The organism is Aulosira sp. FACHB-615, from assembly GCF_014698045.1.
GTDB lineage: Bacteria > Cyanobacteriota > Cyanobacteriia > Cyanobacteriales > Nostocaceae > Nostoc_B.
Map to the genome: position 1 here is coordinate 14,992 of NZ_JACJSE010000002.1, position 21,486 is coordinate 36,477.

A 21,486-nucleotide genomic window follows, 5' to 3' on the forward strand; every position below is an offset into this window, starting at 1 on the left:
AGCGAAGCCGAAACTCAGTGACCATAAGAAACTGCTAAAAGGCTTTTGGTATCGTTATTATTTTTTTCCTTTTGCCTTGTTGTACTAGTAAATTTCCCCTCTCAAATGGAAAAAATTTTGTAGTATGGGCTGACCTTATTGTATTATTGATGTAATACAAAGCAACAGCCTTTCTAAAAATCATATCCGCTAGAAGTGGAAAAAATAACACCAATGAGACGAATTACCATTGCCAAAAGCACCTTAGAAATTCTGGAAATTGGTAGCTACATTAGTCCTAATGGCCATCAAGTTCACATTCATCAAGAATTACAGTCTTGTTTAGATTCGACAAAATGCTACAGCCCTGAAAATCTATGCAAAATTGAATCTGAAGTGTTCAAAAGCCTTCCTCCTTTTTCAGACACTGAATTTGAAGTGAGAAATGAGACAACGCTAATGGGATCTGAACGCATAGCCAAAAGTGGAAAATTGCCACAAATTGGCGTTTTAAATTTTGCTTCAGCAAAAAATCCAGGTGGTGGATTTCTCAAAGGCGCACAAGCCCAAGAAGAAAGTTTAGCCAGAAGTTCTGCGCTTTACAAAAGCCTGTTGAAATGCCGTGAATATTATGATTTTCATCGTTCTGAACGGTCACTTTTATACTCAAATTGGATGATTTATTCTCCGAGTTGCCCCGTTTTCAAAAACGATGATGGAGAGCTATTAGAACAACCGTATTTTGTCAACTTTATCACCAGTCCAGCGCCAAATGCTGGCATGATTCAAAAAAATCAGCAGCACCTGAGTTTACAAATACCAGAAGTTCTGATGAGTCGTGCATTAAAAGTCTTGAGTTTAGCAGCCGAACACGGTTGTGATACGTTAATTTTAGGTGCTTGGGGATGTGGAGTCTTTAAAAATGACCCAGCGATAGTTGCTCAAATTTTTGCAGATATCTTATTACCAGGAGGACAATTTTGGGGCAGATTTCAAAGAGTAATTTTTTCTGTGCTTGACAACAGTAAACAGCAACAAACTTTTGCAGAGTTTGACAAGCGATTTAATCGCTAATTTGCATAAATATTGCATGAACTTTGTTCAAAAATATTGTCCCCTATATTTGCTAATTTATGACATTTTAATGATATGTATTTTATCTACAAACTGCTAATTTTAAGTTAAGTAGACGCATTTTTCTATGATGTCAATATCGATGGAGTTGTGAAATAAATTTAACACTTACTATAAAAATAACCATACCTTTAGTCTCCTGTTCCTCTTTTCAAGGTATAACTATTAACAGGAATCAGAAATCAATTATTAAATTTATATGATGTTGCTTCCTGCTCTGAATCAACGCTTGCGTAGTTGGTGGCAGCCAAGAAAAGGTTTAGCGATCGCTGAAGCTTCTGTTATTGGGATTGTAGCAGCTTTATCTGCGGTATTCTTAAAATTCGGAGCAGGAGTATTGGGTGCATGGCGGGTGCATACTTCCCATGTTTTCCCTGCATGGATAGCTTTACCAATAGTCGGTTTAGTGTTTGGCTACATGGCTGGCTGGTTAGTACAGAGGTTAGCACCAGAAGCCTCTGGTAGTGGTATTCCGCAAGTCAAAGCTAACTTAGCCAATGTACCCATCAAATTATCTTGGCGGGTAGCGGCTGTGAAGTTACTCAGTGCCATGATTGTGATTGGTTCGGGGTTAACATTAGGTAGACAAGGCCCGACTGTGCAAGTTGGTGCAAGTTTAGCGGCGGGGATGAGTCGCTTTGTTCCCACGTCCCCAGATCATCGGCGACAGATGATTGCTGCGGGTGCAGGTGCAGGTTTAGCAGCTGCTTTTAACGCCCCCTTAGCAGGTGTCATATTTATTATTGAAGAATTACTGCAAGATTTATCTGGCATAACTTTAGGAACCGCCATTATCGCTTCATTTATCGGCGGTGTTGTCTCACGATTATTGGGTGGTCGCAGTTTGCAATTAAATCTGCAAATGATCCAATCATCAAGTCAGTTTTCTCTGCCAGAAATTCCGTTTTTTTTAATCTTGGGTATTGTTGCTGGGTTATTAGGGGCATTATTTAATTACGGTTTAATTTTTAGTATCAAATCTTATCAAAGATTACATATTAGTTTGCCGCTTAAAGTTGCCTTGGCGGGATTTGTTTCGGGAATTATCGTCGCTATGTTGCCCGAATATTTTCGGAATAATACTGGCTTACGGGAATATATAATTACTAGCAGTTCTAGTGGTTCTGTTGCTGCGATCGCGTTTATTGCTCAGTTTGTCCTCACTTTAATTGCCTTTGGTTCTGGTGCGCCGGGAGGATTATTTGCACCTAGTTTAATTTTAGGTTCTTGTTTAGGGCATGTTGTTGGTGTTTGGGAAGGCCATTTATTAGGAGTAGGTTCGCTACCTACTTATGCTTTGGCGGGAATGGGGGGATTTTTTAGCGCCGTTTCTAAGGTTCCCATCACCGCAATTGTGATTGTCTTTGAAATGACTACAGATTTTAACTTGGTTTTACCTTTAATGATTGTGGCTGTAGTCGCATACTTAGTAGCAGATAAAGTTATGCCCGGTTCACTTTATGATCGACTGTTGCTATTAAAAGGTATTAACCTGAGTAAAGTCGCGCCCACAGAAGCTATTTTAACTACATTAACAGCTAAAGATGTCATGCAAAAACAAGTGGAAACTCTGGATGCAGACATAACTTTAGAAGAAACAAAACAAGCCTTCTCTAGTTCCCATCACCGGGGTTTTCCGGTAGTCCAAAATAGTAAATTAGTTGGTATTGTTACCCAATCAGATTTAACAAACTTGGCTAATCGCAACTTGCCAAACAATACCTTATTAAAAGAAATTATGACCAATGCGCCGATAACGGTCACACCTATACATAACTTGAGTAATGTATTGTATTTACTTGACCGCTATCAAATTAGTCGTTTACCTGTAGTAGATAAGCGAAGATTAATAGGAATTATTACCCGCGCTGATATTATTCGTGCTGAAGCTGACCATCTCAACGGTAAAAACATTACCCCAGCACCACAGGCAGATCCATCTTATGTAGTTTACCAGACGCGATCGCCGAGTATTGGCAGAGGTAGATTATTAGTCCCCATTGCTAATCCTGATACTGTACCAATTCTGTTAAAAATGGCCACCGCTATTGCTCGTGAGCGCCATTATGAAATAGAGTGCGTCCAAATAATGTTAGTATCGCGCCACAGTTCCCCAGCCGAAACACCAGTCAGAACTGCCAAAAGTCGGCGTTTACTGCGACAAGCTGAAGTTTTAGCGAAAAAATGGCACATTCCCTTACATACACAAATTCGTGTCGCCCATGATGCTTCTCAAGCCATCTTAGAAACTATCCAAGAACGCCACATAGACATGATTTTAATGGGATGGAAAGGCAACACTTCCACCCCAGGGCGCATTTTTGGCGACATTGTTGATACCATCATTCGTCAAGCCACCTGTGATGTAGTACTAGTAAAACTGGGTAATTATCAACAGTCAACTGTCAATAGTCAATTGTCAACAATTTCTCCCACTCTCCAATTTAACCGTTGGTTAATTCCAATGGCTGGAGGCCCTAATTCTAAATTTGCGCTGAAATTAATCCCGGCATTGGTAACATTAGGAAATGAACCAGAAATTCACTTAACACAAGTATTCAAGCCATCAGAATCAAAACCAGATATCCAAATTTTAGACAAAGCCATTCATCAATTGATGCGTCATCGTCACTTATCTAGCACTGCATTTGTCGCTACACCAGTACAGGCTGATTCCGTGGCTGAAGGTGTAATTCATTTAGTAGAACAAGAAGGGTTTGATGTTGTAGTTTTGGGTGCTACCCGCGAAGGCTTACTACAACAAGCAATTCAAGGTAATATTCCAGAAGCGATCGCCTCCAGTGTAGAGAGTACTGTCATTTTAGTACGCGGTGCAATTAATACTTAAATCTAAAATTGCTTTATAACTCAATACGGTTCAGTTAAGGTAATAAGAGTTGATTTCTCAATTTCTGCTCTATTTATCAGACAATGAGCAAGATTTGGGGGATTCTCCCCCAAACCCCCGATTGGGGTACGGTTGCGTCCCCCAAACCCCCTCCAAAATGATTTTTTCGTTTTTTGTTGAGTTATCATTGGCTGTTTTTGTTGTAATCTAGCTTTCTTAACTGAACCGTATTGCTTTATAACTTGCAACAAAACTTGCGAATCAATCAAAATACAGAAGTAGACGATCGGGAGTTAGTGATGAGATTAGCACCACTGTATCAACAAGACAGAGAACAAGCTCGACAAGAAGGTTTACAGCAAGGAGAACAACAACTAATTCTGCGCCAGTTAAATCGAAGATTGGGAGCAATAGATTCATCTCTCATCGAGCAAGTTGAGAGATTATCTATTGAACAGTTAGAATCTCTAGGAGAAGCATTGTTAGATTTTGCCACAGTTGGCGAGTTAGAAGCTTGGTTAAGTCAACAATAAGTAAATATTGAGAATTATTTTATATGCGATCGCCATCATCAAACTATCCATAAAATCTGTGCGATCGCCAAAAAATAAATTTATATTTGATGTTTGCTGTGTTCTAGACGCGAAATCTCGCGTCTCTAGGGTGATATCGGCCAAATTTTGATAATATTGTCTGCACTACCACCACTAGCGATCGCTTTACCATCTGCACTAATCGCCACAGAATATATATAACCAGAATCCCGTTTTAAAGTGCGAATTTCTGCACCATTCGCCGGATTCCACAATTTAATTGTATTATCACTACTACCACTGGCAAGTATAGTAGCGTTGCCAGTCTTGCCATAAGCCACAGAATTGACTTTATCAGCATGTTGTTTGAGGGTGCGAATTGTCTCGCCTGTGGCAATATTCCAAATTTTAACTGTTTTATCTTTACTACCACTAGCCAAAGTTTTACCATCAGGGCTGAAGGCTAAAGACAGAATTAATTGTGTATGTCCTTCCAAAGTGCGAATTTGTTTACCTGTTGCCACATTCCAAAGTTTAATAGTTTTATCCCAACTACCACTAGCTAAAGTTTTGCCATTGGGACTAAAGGCGATGCTTGCAACAGCTTGGTTGTGTCCTGAAAGAGTGCGAATTAACTTACCTGTTGTAACATCCCATAATTTGATAGTCTGCTCTAAGCTACCACTGGCTAAGGTTTTACCATTGGGACTAAAAGCAACAGCCGTTACGCCGTCAGTATGTCCTGTGAGGGTGCGAATTTCTTCGGCTGTAGCCAGATTCCAGAGTTTAATAGTTTTATCTGCACTACCACTAGCGAGAATTTTACCATCAGGATGAAAAGCGATCGCCCAAATCCATTTCAAATGTCCTTTGAGGGTATTGATTTCCGTTCCTGTTGCTAAATTCCACAGTTTGATTGTTTGATCATCACTACCACTTGCGAAAATTCTTCTATTAGGCGCAAAAGCTACCGCATTCACATCACTCGCGTGTCCTCGAAAAGTTTTGGGTTGGTCTAGATTTTCAGAAACGGCTGTAGTATTCAACTGAGGGAAAGATTGAAAGTACCAAATTCCGCCTAATCCCAACAGAATCACGAAAATATTAACAAGCAGTAATTTTTGCAAGTTGTCATTGAGTTTGAACGTCAATAACTGCTTGCTTCTGGGAACAGGGAGTAAAGTTGGCGCAGTTGCAAATAAGTTAGTTGATGTTGAAGATTGGGTTTTCAAGTCTTGCAAAACTTGATCTGCTGTTTGATAGCGTTGTCCCATATCTGTAGTCAGCAGTTTATCCAGAACTTTCCCTAACTTGGCATCTATAGTTATCTTAGTTGTATTTGCGTTTGGTAGATATTGCCGCCAAGATTTCACCCAGCTATAGCCTTGTTCCATCCATAATTTTGAGGGTACATTTCCTGTCAGTAAATAAAAGCAAGTTACCCCTAAACTATACAAATCACTGGCTGGATAAGCTTGACCATATTGCATTTGTTCTATGGGAGTATAACCATGTGAACCAATGATTGTGCCTAATTTAGTATGTACTGTGGCGGTTAATTGCTTGGATGCACCAAAATCAATTAATACTAATTTGTCATCACTGCGACGACGAATAATATTTTGTGGTTTAATATCTCGATGAATTACACCGCGATCGTGAATAAATTTCAATACAGGTAGTAAATCACACAAAACTTGCAGCACTTGAATTTCGGTATAAGTCACCCCTTGAGATAATTCCTGCATTAAATTCTGTCCATCAATAAACTGTTGGACTAAAAATAAATAATTATCTTGTTCAAAATAAGCTAATAAAGCAGGTATTTGCGGGTGTTCTCCCAAATGCTGTAATCTTTGTGCTTCTTCTTGAAATAATGCAATTGCTTTTTTGAGTGCGGTAGCTTCCTGAACTTTCGGTGCTAATTGTTTAACTACACACCATTCATTCAGTTTATCCACATCTTCCGCAAGATAGGTTCTGCCAAATCCACCTTCATCTGATATTACTTGAATGACACGATAATGCCCTCGCAATAATCTAACTAATGGAGTATTGCAACTTTGACAATATTGATTTTCATCGGGATTTAGAGGATGAGAACAATCGGGATTCAAGCAGCAGACCATACTGGGAATCCATTTTCTGTTTTATCTTATGTTAGTTGATGACGTATAATTTTGCTATAAAGTTTCCGGTATTTTCCTGATCATCAAATAATTAATATACAAGTATCTCACTGATTTAAAATTTGAAATCCTCGAATTTGCTTGTTGATTAGTAGTATGATAACTACTGTTGCTGACTAGTTGTGTATCAATTACGAAAACAGTGCTGAGTAATGAATATAGGAATACGGTTTGATTCCTGAATCTAGTTGTGTATGTAGGGAGTAGGGAATGGGGAGTAGGGAGTAGGAAAGAAGCCTGCTCTGGGTGTACTGATTTTTTTTCAGAAATCAAATATGAATCCTATACAACAAATGAAAGTTTAGTTATTTTGAATTAAAAAACTTATTTATCTCCAGACTGTGAGAATTTTAGACAAATTAAAAACAGGAGTGAAATATGGCAGTCAAACAAAATCGAAAATCCCGCAGCAGAATGAATTTAAAGTTATTGATTGCTGTGAGTAGTGTTGCGATCGCTAGTCATATCCTACCAATCAATGCCTTAGAAATACACCCCATTTCTCGACAATTCCAACTGGCGAAAACACCAGACGAACGCCAGCCAGAAGCAGTACAACAAGGAATTGAGCAAATTCCAGTAGCAGAACCGCCTGTCACACCACAACGCACAGAATCTATCAATTCACCTTTACCAGTGCGTGTCCCAGCGCCAGAAACTAACCCAAACCTTCAACCAACCGCGACTAATTCCACTCCCGAAACATCTCCAGCAGCAAGTAACCCTACACCGCAACCATCACAAACTCAGTCTGTATCCCCAACACCAAACACTAACTCCACCAGAGGAAGAAACTCTAGAACTGTAGCTGCGGCTAATTCTCGTACACCTAATTATCGAGACATCAACTTTGTCGATATTGCCTTTGGGATTTTAGATAAAAGAGATTTTCAAGCACAAGGCAGAGCATATCATTTCTATCAGTTTGAAGGTAGAGAAAACCAATTAATTCAAATTCGCCTGTTAGGTAGTGCAGATAAAAGACGTTCTAATAACTTAAGTTTACGTCCTTATATGTTTCTCCTCGACCCCAATAATAACGTTATCCTCAAACGAGGCGGTGGTGAGACAGAAAGAGATGCTTTTATTTTTGCACGCTTACCTGTGGCGGGTGTATATACAATTGCTGTGACTAGCCAAAACCCTGGAGATACAGGCCGTTATAGTTTGGCGATTCGAGATGATCGAGCCAGCTACATTTTAGACGAAACCGGAGAACTCAGCCAGCAAAACTTAGTTCTAAAACAAAACGGAACTCCCTACAATGTGAAAGAATTTCAAGGTAAAAAAAATCAATTGGTGAGTATTCGAGTTGATAGTTTAAATGAAGAATTTTTACCTTATATAGTTTTACTGGATGCTCAAGGACAAAGAATTGCTGCTAATAGCGATCGCAATGGTAAATATAGCACCCTCATTGACCGCGCAAGATTACCTGAAGATGGTACTTATTATATAGTTGTCACCTCTAGCAATCCTAACCAACGTGGTAATTACCGATTAACTTTATTTTAAAATCGGTTACAAATTAAACAAGGTTGACAATACCTCTAAATAGGGAAATATTGTCATACCTTGTTTAACCATCAAAGAATATTAAAAAATATGCGATCGCAACATGAAATAGAGATTTTTGCGACATTAATTGAAAATTACAGCATAGCAGGAGAATATCTTTTAGAAGAGTCAGGTTCGGTGATTACTAAAACTAGTCTTAAGGATATTACTTGGGAAAATCTGCGGATTAAGGAAACAGAAATGTATGGTATGAGAATTTTAGGTTTTCCTGAACTCCAAAAAGATACTTTTGATAATTGGATATCGGTTAACACTCAACCTTCCTTATTAAGTTTATGGATTAACAATCCCAAAGTTAATTTACTGTCTCGCGCCGAGTATCACAACCTTTTCAATCAAGATGATCATAGATGGTCTATGTTCTATACATTAGCTCGTCCAGGTCTTTCGGATGATTTTTCTCAAGCGTTAATTCAACTGACTGCTTTTTGTCCCATAACACCACAATATGGAAATTTGCTATATATGGAAAGAACTGGCAATAAATGGGAAACTAAATTATCTTATGGGTTATTTAATCAATAAAGATTTATGTCGGTTAAAAATCATCTCGCAGAAATATATAATTTCCTCCAAATATCAGATACAATTGCCACTTCAGGACAACCAACCGCCGAACAATTTGCAGCCATCAAAGCGGCAGGCTATCAACTAATAGTTAATTTAGCCTTACCAACATCAAGCAATGCTTTAGCCAATGAACAAGAAATTGTTGCATCTCAAGAAATGCAGTATATACACATTCCCGTAGTGTGGGAAAATCCGACGCTAGAAGATGCGACAAAGTTTTTTGGTGTTATGGAAACAAATTCAGATAAAAAAATCTTTGTTCACTGCGCTGCTAATATGAGAGTCTCAGCTTTTATCTATCTTTTTCGCCGCATACATCAAGGTGTAAGTGATGCAGTCGCCGAACAAGATTTACATAAAATTTGGGTTCCGAATGAAGTATGGCAGAAGTTTATCCAACAAGTATTAAATACCTATCAATAGAAGTCAGTAAAGAACTAATACCATCAAGAAATATGTTTCTAATTAATAGTCTTTTTCAGGGGAGATTTAGGGGCATATTTTAAGGTTTAAAATTCACTAACTGAACCTTTACTACCCCTTGTCTCTAAATCCCGACCCTCAACTTATACAAATTTCTGTGTAAATTCCGCAATCAAATCCACCCGTCCTTTGCGTAACATAGCCGGGTCTAATCTTTCTGTGGTGTTGCAAGTCATCAATACTACTAACCTCTGCTTCATTTGCAGCCCAGATTCATCAATGACGCTTTGGTATAAAGTACCATCCAACAAACTCAAAATATGTTCGGTTTTGTTATTAGATTGGGCAATTTCCGAAGCACGATTTTGGGCTAAATTATCAGCCTCGTTAATGATAATACAAATCCGTTCTAAGTAAGTAGGCGGGACAAAATTAGCGATCGCATCATGATCCAAAATAAATATCACAAACCCCAAAGGCATGAGAATTTCTTTGGCTACGGCTTGAGTCCAAGCAGTTTTACCTGTACCCGGTTCCCCATGTACCACCACCGCTAACTGATTTTGATTCAGAACCGCTTGCTGTAAGCTATCGGTAAAACTTTGAATATCGGCGGGAAATGTCCGAATGGGGAATTGGCTGTGAACCTTACCCACACGACTTTGATAGCCACTTAACATCACCGCTAAATCGTAAGTGGCTTTGTTAACTAGTGGTGCTAAATCTTTAGCCATTAAAGTATACTGCCGTCTGCCGCGATCGTAAGGTTCAATTTGCAGCCAAAGATCATACATTTCCCAATAAGCATTGACAGTATTGACAACATCTAAACGTTCCCAACTGACAAACTTCTCCACAGGAAAATAAAAATCTCTCTCAGAGTAATACTGAGTAATGATCGTGGGTCTACCTAATATTTGTAAGACTCTAATAACAGTAATTTCCTGTAAACGATTCAAAACATAATCAATAGGTATACTGTTGCGACTCACAAATTGTAATATCGGTGTTTCTGTACTCAAAACATCTTTGTAACGATGGTCTGGTGATTGGGGATCTGGTGTAATATAATTCCAAAACTTCTCAACTTCATAACGAGTATTTTCTGAGGCGACAGCAAATAAGTTTGCCCACCAAGTAAAATTATTTCTCCCCAAAACTTCACTGAATGTGCTGGCTAAATTAAAAGTTTTTTGGGCAAATTCCTTAGTGTCATTCTGCGCCAGTTGCCATAAAAATTCCCAATCTAAATCTCTTTGTAATGGTCGCCAACCACTAGTGAGTAAGTTTTGCTGTTTATTGTTATTGGATGTGCTTTCGTTACCACTAAAATAATCAAATTCCATATTTTTACTTTTTGTAAAAATGTTTGCTCAACTATAGCAGTCTTATTTGATTTCTCAACTACTTTTAAAGGTAGATACTAGTCAGTAGGGAGTAGGAAGTTGGAAATCAATTTATTATTTACAACTCATTCAAGAATGCTATGTGTATATCCAGTCCAAGAAAAATTACTTAACTTAACCTTTCTCATTAAATTGATACAAGACTTAAAATTTTGCTGAATGAACAGGGGCGATAACTACATACTACAAGTATAGTCAGTTTTTTTATGGCAAGCAGGTAGATACGAAATATCTTCATGTTACAACGTAATACAAGCGGTCGTCAAGGTATTTTCTCTTTTGAATATTAAGTAATTTGTACAACCAGTATTCCCACTTTTAGACCACATCTCTACAAATTGGACTGTAACTTGGTATAACTTGAGGCTTAGAGCCAGTTGATGCTAACTGTATGATAGACAAAGTACCACTAAGCAAAAAGCTGCCGTTGTTGGAACTTATTAAAAAGAGGTATCAGAAATTATGAGTAAAATCCTACATATCTGCCTAAGCATAATCATTATTGCTGTAGTTAGCATAACGAGTAATTCAGCATCTGCGATCGCAGCTAGTATTTGGGACAACGAAACAGAATCTTACTCCGGCAAGCAAGAAATCATAGTTTATCGTAGTCCTAGCTGTAGCTGCTGTGGAGATTGGTTAGAGCATATCCAAAAACATGGTTTTAAAATCAAGCAAGACATCAAAACCGACGAAATAGAAGCAATTAAACAAAAATACAACTTACCCCCAGAATTTGCCTCATGTCACACCGCCATTATTGACGGCTATGTGATGGAAGGTCATGTTCCGGCTGATGACATCAAGCGTTTTCTCAAGCAAAAACCCCAACTTGCAGGTTTAGCCGTTCCAGCCATGCCTGTAGGCACACCAGGAATGGAAATGGGAGATACTAAACAGCCATTTTCTGTAGTTGCATTCAATAAAAACGGCGAACTACAAGTATTTAATAGATATGAATCTTATTAAAAAACTTGCAGTGAAAATAGGGAGTGGAGAGTGGGGAGTAGGAACAAGAAATTTTGGCTTTGCATAAATGCGGGATGAAGTTTTATGATTTCACATTTAACACTCCTGCTCTTTGCGCCTCTGCGTTAGACAAAAATTATCATATTGGACTGATATTTGATTTCTGAAAAAATCAGTACACTCAGATCAGTCTTCTTTCCTACTGCCGACTCCCCATTCCCTATTCCCTAACTACACAAATAAATTCAGAAATCAAACCGGATTCCTATATTAATTAGCAACACTGAAATTCTTATGCCTCTTGATGATTCTCCCTCAAGAAATATCTTGTAACTGGTATGACCATCGCAATCAACCAACTCACCCAACAGCAACCACTCAGCTTTGACGAATTTCTCGCCCATTATAGCGATAACAACCGCTATGAACTGATTGATGGAGAAGTATTCGACTTGGAACCAACAGGCTTACATGAAGAAGTTGCAGCCTTCATTACCACCAAAATATGTGTCCAAATCGATGCAAAAAACTTACCTTGGTTTGTCTTGCAACGAGGATTATTACGCCCTCACAACACAGGTATGACAGCATTTCGTCCTGATGTTGCAGTTATCGATCGCAATCAACTTACTCAAGAACCACTTTGGTCTGATCAATCAATTTTAACCCTGGGTAGTTCGCTAAAATTTGTCGCAGAAGTTGTTAGTAGTAACTGGCAAAATGATTATGCCCGTAAGCTAGAAGATTACGCAGTTTTAGGCATTTCTGAATATTGGATTGCAGACTACGCAGGTTTAGGTGGTACTCGACATATTGGCAAACCCAAACAACCAACCTTATCTATTTGTACCCTAGTAAATGAAGAATATGAAATTCAGCAGTTTCGAGGGAATCAAACCATTGTTTCTCTAACATTTCCAGACTTAAAACTAACAGCTGAACAAATATTGAGGGCTGGGAGATAAAATTTATCATAAAAATATTTCGGTTATATTTTTAAAATCACATCTAAATCCTATATGAATCTTCAAGAAGTCAAGCATCAATTTCCAGAAGCGGCGGGTGAAATTGAAATACTGGAAAGCCTCGGTTTTGCTTCCCGCAGTGCTGATTGGATTGATAGCCTTGACATTGAACAAGCACAAACAGCTTGTTGGTTACTAGGCAGAGTAGGTAATGATCAAGATGCTGATATTTTAATCAGTATTTTGTCTAGTCAACGTTCTGAATTATGGATGCAGGCGGCAACATCCTTGAGTTTAATTGCGACTGAAAAGCATTTCAAATCTTTATTGTTGATTTTATCCAATAGTTCTGATCCTATACAACGAAATAGTGTGGTGTATGCGCTGGCTTTTCTATCAAATTGCGAAGTCAATCAAGAAGTGATTAGTGCATTGACAGAAATAGCCGCTAACACATCTGAAACTGCTTTTATCAGGGCGCAAGCATTAGAAGGAATTGGTAATAAACTCTCTCAGGAATTACCAACGCATCTATATCAGCAAGCAGTGAATGTGATTATCCAAGGGTTAGATGATGCTGAAGCTGAAGTGAGATTTTGGTCATGTTTTGCTGCGGGTGCTATCAAAATTCAAGAGACATTACCCAAGCTACAACTATTGGCGCAGAATGATAAAACAATTGTACCAGGGTGGTGGTCTGTGGGTGAAGAAGCTGAAGATTCAATCACTTTGATGAATGGAGGCGAACCACCACTACGTGAACCTTACAGTTTGCCTAGTAATTGACAACATTACATAGTCTTGAGAATGTTGGGTTCCGTTCCTCCACCCAACCTACACCTAGAATCATGGCTGTAAATGAATAGTCATCACATAGTTCCCACTTGCCGACTGCGTATGCGTTCTGGGCTACCTGTAGGAATGGAGGCAATTAATTTTTGTGTATATGCTTGTTTTGGTTCGCGGTAGATGCTTTCGGCTGTGCCTTGTTCGACGATTTGACCGCGATTCATGACTAAAATGCGATCGCTCATAAATTTCACTACACTCAAATCATGGGAAATAAAGATATAAGTAAGTTGAAATTCATCTTGCAATTCTTTCAACAAATTCAATACTTGCGCCTGTACCGACACATCTAGCGCCGAAACTGATTCATCACAAATAATAAATCTGGGATTTAAAGCCAAAGAACGGGCTATACAAATCCGTTGACGCTGACCGCCGGAAAATTGATGGGGATAACGATTCATCGCATCTGGACTCAAACCCACCCTTTCTAATAATTCCGCCACTCTGTCGCGTCGTTGTTTAACTGTTTTACCCACAGCGTGAATTAACAACGGTTCCATAATTGCGTCGCCAACTTTTATCCGGGGGTCAAGGGCGCTAAAGGGGTTTTGAAAGACAATTTGCATTTCCCGCCGGAGTCTCTGCAATGCTTCACCCTTCAACTTGGTGATATTCTGCCCATCAAAAATAATTTCACCACTTATCGGTTCAATTAATCGCAGCAAAGTCCGACCGAGAGTCGTTTTCCCGCAACCAGACTCACCCACCAACCCTAAAGTTTCCCCTGGTTTGACATCAAAAGAAACATCATTAACCGCCATGTTGTAGCGTTTTGTCCCACCGAAAACCCCCCGCACCGGGAAACCAACTTTCAAATTGCGGATTTGCAATAAAGGCGATTTTTCTTCTAGATTTATCAAGCGAGTATTAATTTCTTCGGGCGTGACTTCTGGTGGCTGTGCTGGTTCTTTCGCCTGAATTAATAAATTTCCGTTGGCTGTTTCCTCCACACTCATATAATCTGCAACCGTCAGTAGTTTGTGAGGACGACGGTTAAGTGTGGGGCGACATGCAACTAATCCTTTAGTATATGGATGTTGGGGATTACTAAAAATATCTGCGGCTGCACCATATTCTACAATTTTACCTTTGTACATCACTGCCACTTTATCGGCAATTTCCGAGATTAATCCCAAGTCGTGGGTGATGAAAATCAACGCCATCTCACGGGTTTGCTGCAATTCTCCCAACAAATCAATAATTGTGGCTTGCACTGTCACATCTAAAGCTGTGGTTGGTTCATCTGCAATTAACAACAATGGGTTACAAGAAATTGCCATTGCAATCATCACCCGTTGCAACTGTCCGCCGGAAAGTTGGTGTGGGTAACGGTCTAAGATGGCTTCTTTGTGCTGTTTTACCAACTGTGCCAGTTTGTAATCATCTGGTGTGGGTGAATGGGGGTTAGTTTGCGGCCAAGTTTCGAGATATTGTTGTTTGATGAGTTCATCACTAGGCAAAAGTTTGACTTCCTGTAAACCGGCGATCGCAATTTGCCTAGCTTCAGTTATCGAAACATTTTGATGGCGCATAATCGCTTCCGTTAGCTGAAACCCAATCGTATAAACCGGGTTCAGCGAACTCATCGGTTCTTGGAAAATCATCGCCAAGTCACCGCCACGGTGTAGCTGCATTTGTTCCGGCGGTAACTCGACTAAATTAATCGGCTTGGCTTCTGGCTGCTGACGAAACCAAATTTCTCCACCACTCACTCTACCGGGAGTTTGTAACAACCCCATCACCGCCAGCGAAGTTACAGATTTGCCACTTCCCGATTCTCCTACAATTCCTAGAGTTTCCCCCCGATGCAATTCAAAAGAAATTCCATCTACAGCTTTGAGACTGTTGTCATCACTGGAAAATTCAACTTGGAGATTGCGAACCTCTAGGACAGTTTCACTCATAGGAGTTGCGTATGGATTTCACAGAAAATTATTTGGATTTTAGCAGTTGTTGAGATACTATGCTGGCAATCTGAAGTTTTTGCTCATTGTAGCTTGATGTCATAAATAACCGTTCAGGCTTAACATAAATATGCTTTCCCCATATTCATAGATTGGTGACTTACGCTGCATTACAAAAAATTCAGGGTGTAAGTGAGTCAAACCCTTACACCCATTCTCAACGACGATATTTTTACGTAACTCCTGCTTAGAACGGAATATCATCTGGATCTGGTTCTTCTGCGGGCGGTGTATAGCTGCGCTCAAAATTGCTGGGTTGATATACTGGTTCAGGGGTTTTGACTGGCGGCGCAACACTCACATTGCTGGTTGCAGGTGCAGCTGTTGGGCGGGGTGAATCATAACTGGGAACCTCAGCTTGAGTATATGTTGCGGCTGAAGTTGCTGGTTGTGAATAGGTTTCTGGGACTGATGAAGTGTAAAGACCTTTGCCTACAGGATGAATGCGTTGTACTGTCAGTTCAGCACGTTTTTCTTTAAAACCTTCGGGACGGCGCTCAAATGTGATCATCCCTAAACGGCCTTCTATAATAACGCGATCGCCTTGATGATAATTTTGCTGTACTTCGGTAGCTAAATTTCCCCAACTCACCACTTTCAAAGTTGCTGGCGGATCTTCCGGGCGCTGGGAATTAGAAAACTGTACTAGCATTTCTGTAACTGCCAAATTATCTGCTGTGTAGCGTAATTGTGGCTCTTGAATAATATCTGCCATTAAAACGCAACTGTTCATTGAATCCTCCTAATCTCAATAACTCCTAATCTTTAATTCGTAATTATGAATTAACTTATAAACTTCCTATTGTGCGTTATTTCTAGCATAAAAGCCAAGCGATGGCATTGCACACTAGTCATAAAACTACTGGCTACCTTCGCCTGACTAAAACGAGCATTGATTTCTGCATGAGTAGTATAATTGTACCATAAAACCAGAAAAAATACTATAGCAAAGTGCTGAATAGAAACCCAGTATTCTCAGGTGTTTCAACCATAAAAGGAATCCGGTTTGATTTCTGAATTTATTTGTGTAGGCAGGGAGTAGGGAATGGGGAGTCGGGAGTAGGAAAGAAGTCTGCTCTCGGTGTACTGATTTTTTCCCAAATCAAATATGAATCATATAGGAATCCGGTTTGATTTCTGAATTTATTTGTGTAGGTAGGGAATAGGGAATGGGGAGTCGGGAGTAGGAAAGAAGCCTGATCTGAGTGTACTGATTTTTTTCCCAAATCAAATATGAGTCCTATATATAATAAGTAGAATGGTGTAAATAATTTTAGTCAGGAAAGGTAGGAGGCAGGAGTAAAGAGGGTCTTAGCTTAGTTAACCTTTCTTAACATGGTTTGTTTTTTCCCACCGACTTACTTAGACCTAACAAATGCTTCGACTGCTACATTAGGACTTAGGTATAAAAGTTATCTTTTCAGCAGAAAGCCTACACTTGACAGCAAGGTCAGTGTAGGTATCGTTTTATATAAACTTTAATTAAGCCCAAGTTGATTGAATGGTATTATTCAGACCAACCGCAGTTAATGTTCCTGCATCAAACTGACTCCAAGCATTAACCAATCCCTGGACTTGAGATTGCTGTAAACTGGCTCCACTATTACCAATTTGGAAAGTATCAATTCGTTGGCTAACTCCAGCAGTAAACCAATCTTTGAGAATAATATTGGCAGATTGATTAACAAAACTGACTTCCAAATCGGATGTACCTGATTGCTGAAAGCGAATTTTTTCTTTCTTAGTTTGACTACCAAAGAGTAAGACATCTTTAGAAGTGTCATCACCCTGGTTATTAATAAAAGCAGTTCCCAGTTTGTTGACAGCCCCTACAGAATTAAGGATGTCATCGCCGCCAACAACATAGGTGTCATTGCCTTGAGAACCTTTGAAAGTGTTCTGACTACCTAGGAGAATCAAGCGATCGCTACCATTTCCACCTTCAAAGATATTATTACTTCCCCCACCAATAATAAAGTCACTACCGTCGCTGCCATTAATACCACCACTCACACCAACACTGAAAATAACGTCATTCCCTAATCCGGCATTGATGATGTTAGTGATACCACCAGCTAAGATGATATCATTGTCTTCACCGGCATTGATGATATTACTTTCACCACCAGCCAAGATAGTATCATTACCGCTACCGCCATAGATGATATTACTGTAACCACCAGCTAAGACGACATCATTACCTTCTCCACCGCGAATGATATTACTGTAACCACCAGTCAATATCGTATCATTGCCTGATCCAGCTTCAATGACATTACTCGCACCGACACTCAAGACAAAATCATTACCACCATCTGCATAGATGACATTGCTGTAACCACCAGCGAAGACAGTATCATTGCCTTCAGCAGCCCAAATAATGTTAGTTTTGCCGATACTGACGATAGTGTCATCCCCTGTTCCACTATAGATGTTATTCATTTCACCACCTGCTACAATCCAGTCATTTCCATCACCTCCCTCAACTTTTTTATTGTTCTTACCAAAACCGATAATAATATCATCTCCTTCACCACCATCAAAGGAATTCGACTCACCCCCTGCGAAGAGAATATCTTGACCTGCATCACCTTTAAGTGAGTTCTTTTTACCTAAACCAACAAGAATGTCACTATCATCTCCTCCCTCAACTTTATTTTCTTCTCCTGCGGTAACTATAGTGTCTAATCCCATACCCCCATAAACACGATTCGTTTTACCCGCAGCAAAAACAAGGTCGTTACCATCCCCAGCCAGGATAAAATTCTTTTTACCTGCTCCTAATACCAAATCATTGCCACTTCCAGCCAACAGACCATTATTTTCTCCTGCACTGACCAAGATGTCATCACCTAAACCTGCATTAGCTAGGTTTAACTTTCCACCAGTAAAGAGAATATCTCCATTGTTTTTGAAAAAGTCAAAATTATATCGAGATGCGTTCAATGCAAATCCATTAAAATTGGGGACAGATATAGTAGGAAGAGAGAAATTTGGTACAGTCGGTAAACTAAAACTGGGAAGATAGAATGTAGATAAGCTAGGTAAAGAAAAATCAGGTAAATCGATATTTGGTAAAGATGGTAGAGATAAGTTAGGCAGGGAAAAAGTCGGTAAGGCTAACTTAGGCAAATTAGGCAACGAAAGTGTGGGCAGACTTACATTGGGAAGCTCAATCCCTGGTAAATCAGGTACAGAAATTGTCGGGAAGGATAAATCAGGTAGAGAAATATTCGGTAAATAAATATTCGGTAAGGATAGATTCGGCAGAGAAATATTCGGTAAGGAAACATCGGGTAAAGAAAAATTGGGTAATTCTAAATCCGGTAAAGAAAAAATAGGAAGGGAAAGGTCGGGTATCGAAAAATCAACATTAAATAGGTCAAAATCGACATCAAAGGTTAAATCAGGGATAGCTACATCAATATCAGGTGGCTTGATGGCTGATACATCGAAATTCCAAATAGCATCAAAATTGAGATCGGGAATTATTGCCTTTATGTCGGGTAAACTGATTCCACTAAAGTCGGACAAACTGAGATCAAACAGGTCATCACCAAAAGTAAAGTTATATAACCCTCCGGTAATGACAACATCTTGACCTTTGCCACCAACAACGGCATTGTACTTCCCAAGGGCGACCATGACATCATTTCCTGTCACCTGTTGAGTAGTATCGACATTGCCTACATTTTTTGTATCTACCCCAGAATTAAGTTGATCTGTTTTGGCATCTTTGCCGGCATTGCTCACTTCACTGGAACCAAAGCCATTTAACCCTATTCCCAACGAGTCTCCAAAGGCGATATTACCCAATCCCGCAGCAATCATGACATCGTTGTTGCCACCACCAATCATGGCATTGACTTTACCGACAGCCACCATCACATCTTTACTGTCGCCCCAGGAAGTTAAGATGTTGTATAAAGCACCACTAACCATTGTGGAACTACCATTGCCGACTTTGGTCACGACACTACCAGCACCAAGGGAAACCATCGTGTCGTTGCCGTTACCCACTTTGGTAAGAGCGTTGAAAGCTCCAGCAGCAACCATTGTGGTGTTTCCATTGCCCACTTTGGTGAGAACATTCAGTCCACCAACAGCAGCCATTATGTCAGTACCGTCACCAGTTTTGACAAAAACGTTACCACCACCAAGACCATAGATTTGATTGTCACCACCGGAGTCATAGACGGCGTTAGCTAACGCACCTACAGTAACCTTATCGTTGCCAGCGCCAGATATGACAACATTTTCTCCACCATAGGCTTCGATGGTATCGTTACCTGAACCAGTCTGAACTAGGTTAGCTAAACCGCCAGCAATGACTTTATTATTCCCAGAACCGGCATTGATGATATTTGCTCCACTGTAAGCCTCGATAATATCACTACCGCTACCGGCATCAATTTCATTTGCTCCACCGTAAGCATAAATCTTGTTATCGCCACTACCGGCATCAATTTCATTGTGACCACCGTAGGCTCTGATTTCATCATTCCCTGCATATTCCTTCTGTACTGATTCATATACAGGTATTTTTATTGTCATAGTTCCGCCAAATGGAGAGGGGAAAGACTCTTTTTTCCATCCCACCAACGCCTGTTCCCAATAAGTTTGTCGGGAACTACCTGTAATATGATTATGACCACCAAGGGCTTCAATGTAATTGTAGTTACTGCGATCGCCTGTTTTAATTGTGTTATCCCCACCGTAGGCTTTAACGGTGTTATTACCTTCTCCAGCATCTACATAGTTCTCCCCTCCCCAAGCTTCTACGTAGTCATTATCTTGTTGTGCAAAAACCTTGTTAGAGCCACCATAGACATAAATCCGGTCATCACCTGTCCAGCCGTGAGCTTCATTTTTGCCACCGTATAGTTTAATCGTGTCATTACCATCATCACCATAGGCTTTGTTCTCACCACCCCAGGCTTCTATATTGTCATTACCAGCCCCAGATGAGATTGTGTTGGAAGCAGCATAAGCTCTGATGGTGTCATCACCCCCATCACCATTGATAGAGTTCTTGATTCCCCAAGCTTCGATCAAGTCATTCCCATTACCACCATAAAGCTTACTTTCGCCAGAATAAGATTTGATGGTGTCATTTCCATCGCCACCATCTAATTTGACTGAAACTGCATAGGCTTTGAGGGTGTCATCTCCGCCATGACCATAGGCTTCACCATAAACATAGATTTCAATATTATCGTTCCCATTACCACCATCTTTGCGAACCAAATCTTCTAGGGTATCAACACCATCGTTATAAATGTCTTCTGCGGTATCAACAACTTGTCCCACAATAAACCTCCAAAAAAATTACTATGATTTACAAGTGAAATTCAGTAAAACGGTTGATTTGAAATGAATTATGCAGTCCATCTGTAAATGGATTTTAGAGTCCCATCAGGATTGATTTTGAGAGACTTGGCTGGTGTTCCTTTTGGAAAAATATTGGTGCGTAAATCTGTGATAATTAAACGAGCATGACCGAAGGGAGCAATAAATTCAGGAAAACACAAGTTATTTCCTCCCTGCCATTCATCAAGTTGCAAAACATATTTTTCTGTGAGAAATTTTTGCTCGACTTCATCAGTTAGCCATGCCCAGTTAACAAAGCCGATGGGATTCCCGTCAATTTCGTAATAGCGAAATTGATTGTGAATTAAGCTGGGAATAAATCGCTCGGCAATGTGGGCAATTTTATATTTGCGATGCAGTGGCGATGAAAGCATTAAGTTGGTAATTGAACCAATAAGTTTTAAAGGTTGTTGATGAGAAAATGAGGTTCTTACTTTATCTTCTTTGATGCTTTCGGAAAAATTGCTATCTATTGTTGGTGATTCTGATATTAAAACCATTGTTTTGACAAGATTTAGTTGTTTGATTTCAGCTATTAAGTATCAATTAATGTCTGCACAAGGAAGTATGATTGCGATCGCCTGGAACGCAACTATAGAAATCTGGGTAAGTGAGTGAATGTGTTTATTTACTCATTCAAGATAAATTACATCTTCAGGGTTGTGCTATCCGATTTGCGAATGATTTGTTGCGTAAAATGTCTAGT

At 39.6% G+C, this 21,486-nt stretch carries 15 protein-coding genes and 1 pseudogene; 9 read left to right on the forward strand and 7 right to left on the reverse strand.

Annotation, left to right across the window (positions count from 1 at the left end; genetic code table 11):
• Positions 1-213: 213 nt before the first annotated feature.
• The 3 genes and pseudogenes from H6G77_RS02490 to H6G77_RS02500 form a co-directional block, all read left to right on the forward strand.
• Positions 214-1,053, forward strand: a complete 840-nt coding sequence (locus H6G77_RS02490; RefSeq protein ID WP_190593060.1) for a TIGR02452 family protein — start codon at positions 214-216, stop codon at positions 1,051-1,053.
• A 262-nt stretch (positions 1,054-1,315) separates the two neighbouring features.
• Positions 1,316-3,961, forward strand: a complete 2,646-nt coding sequence (locus H6G77_RS02495; protein ID WP_190870968.1) for a chloride channel protein — start codon at positions 1,316-1,318, stop codon at positions 3,959-3,961.
• Positions 3,962-4,191: 230 nt separating this feature from the next.
• Positions 4,192-4,494, forward strand: a pseudogene (locus H6G77_RS02500) (DUF4351 domain-containing protein); the annotation flags it as partial.
• Here the strand turns inward: H6G77_RS02500 and H6G77_RS02505 are convergent.
• Both H6G77_RS02505 and H6G77_RS02510 read right to left on the reverse strand, forming a co-directional pair.
• Positions 4,480-4,638 carry a hypothetical protein gene (locus H6G77_RS02505; protein ID WP_190870742.1) on the reverse strand — a complete coding sequence of 53 codons (159 nt, stop codon included), beginning with the start codon at positions 4,636-4,638 and terminating at the stop codon, positions 4,480-4,482. The pseudogene H6G77_RS02500 and the gene H6G77_RS02505 sit on opposite strands and share 15 nt — an antisense overlap.
• A complete protein-coding gene (locus tag H6G77_RS02510) occupies positions 4,620-6,623 on the reverse strand; it encodes a serine/threonine-protein kinase (protein WP_190870743.1) in 2,004 nt (667 codons plus the stop codon). Before H6G77_RS02510 ends, H6G77_RS02505 begins: the two co-directional genes overlap by 19 nt.
• Positions 6,624-7,061: 438 nt before the next feature.
• Here H6G77_RS02510 and H6G77_RS02515 point away from each other — a divergent pair, with 438 nt between their 5' ends.
• From H6G77_RS02515 to H6G77_RS02525, 3 genes are all read left to right on the forward strand, one after another.
• Positions 7,062-8,198 carry a pre-peptidase C-terminal domain-containing protein gene (locus H6G77_RS02515; protein WP_190675466.1) on the forward strand — a complete coding sequence of 379 codons (1,137 nt, stop codon included), beginning with the start codon at positions 7,062-7,064 and terminating at the stop codon, positions 8,196-8,198.
• Between the two features lie 90 nt (positions 8,199-8,288).
• Positions 8,289-8,786 carry a hypothetical protein gene (locus tag H6G77_RS02520; RefSeq protein ID WP_190870744.1) on the forward strand — a complete coding sequence of 166 codons (498 nt, stop codon included), beginning with the start codon at positions 8,289-8,291 and terminating at the stop codon, positions 8,784-8,786.
• 6 nt (positions 8,787-8,792) lie between these two features.
• Entirely contained in the window at positions 8,793-9,254 is a 462-nt protein-coding gene (locus H6G77_RS02525; RefSeq protein ID WP_190593065.1) for a protein tyrosine phosphatase family protein, read from the forward strand.
• A gap of 143 nt (positions 9,255-9,397) precedes the next feature.
• Here the strand turns inward: H6G77_RS02525 and H6G77_RS02530 are convergent, their stop codons facing one another.
• Positions 9,398-10,600, reverse strand: coding sequence for an AAA family ATPase (locus tag H6G77_RS02530; RefSeq protein WP_190870745.1), 1,203 nt, complete (start codon positions 10,598-10,600; stop codon positions 9,398-9,400).
• Between the two features lie 522 nt (positions 10,601-11,122).
• Here H6G77_RS02530 and H6G77_RS02535 point away from each other — a divergent pair.
• From H6G77_RS02535 to H6G77_RS02545, 3 genes are all read left to right on the forward strand, one after another.
• On the forward strand, positions 11,123-11,629 hold the full coding sequence (locus tag H6G77_RS02535; protein ID WP_190870746.1) for a DUF411 domain-containing protein: 507 nt from the start codon (positions 11,123-11,125) through the stop codon (positions 11,627-11,629).
• Positions 11,630-11,967: 338 nt separating this feature from the next.
• Complete coding sequence (locus H6G77_RS02540) at positions 11,968-12,594, forward strand: Uma2 family endonuclease (protein WP_190870747.1); 627 nt, start codon at positions 11,968-11,970, stop codon at positions 12,592-12,594.
• Between the two features lie 54 nt (positions 12,595-12,648).
• Entirely contained in the window at positions 12,649-13,380 is a 732-nt protein-coding gene (locus tag H6G77_RS02545) for a HEAT repeat domain-containing protein (RefSeq protein ID WP_190870748.1), read from the forward strand.
• An 83-nt stretch (positions 13,381-13,463) separates the two neighbouring features.
• Here H6G77_RS02545 and H6G77_RS02550 read toward each other — a convergent pair whose 3' ends face one another.
• From H6G77_RS02550 to H6G77_RS02565, 4 genes are all read right to left on the reverse strand, one after another.
• Positions 13,464-15,350, reverse strand: coding sequence for an ABC transporter ATP-binding protein (locus H6G77_RS02550; protein ID WP_190870749.1), 1,887 nt, complete (start codon positions 15,348-15,350; stop codon positions 13,464-13,466).
• Positions 15,351-15,597: 247 nt separating this feature from the next.
• Complete coding sequence (locus H6G77_RS02555; protein WP_190593071.1) at positions 15,598-16,143, reverse strand: single-stranded DNA-binding protein; 546 nt, start codon at positions 16,141-16,143, stop codon at positions 15,598-15,600.
• A gap of 749 nt (positions 16,144-16,892) precedes the next feature.
• Complete coding sequence (locus H6G77_RS02560; protein ID WP_190870750.1) at positions 16,893-20,720, reverse strand: hypothetical protein; 3,828 nt, start codon at positions 20,718-20,720, stop codon at positions 16,893-16,895.
• A 68-nt stretch (positions 20,721-20,788) separates the two neighbouring features.
• Positions 20,789-21,280 carry a toxin-activating lysine-acyltransferase gene (locus H6G77_RS02565; protein WP_190870751.1) on the reverse strand — a complete coding sequence of 164 codons (492 nt, stop codon included), beginning with the start codon at positions 21,278-21,280 and terminating at the stop codon, positions 20,789-20,791.
• Positions 21,281-21,486 lie beyond the last annotated feature (206 nt).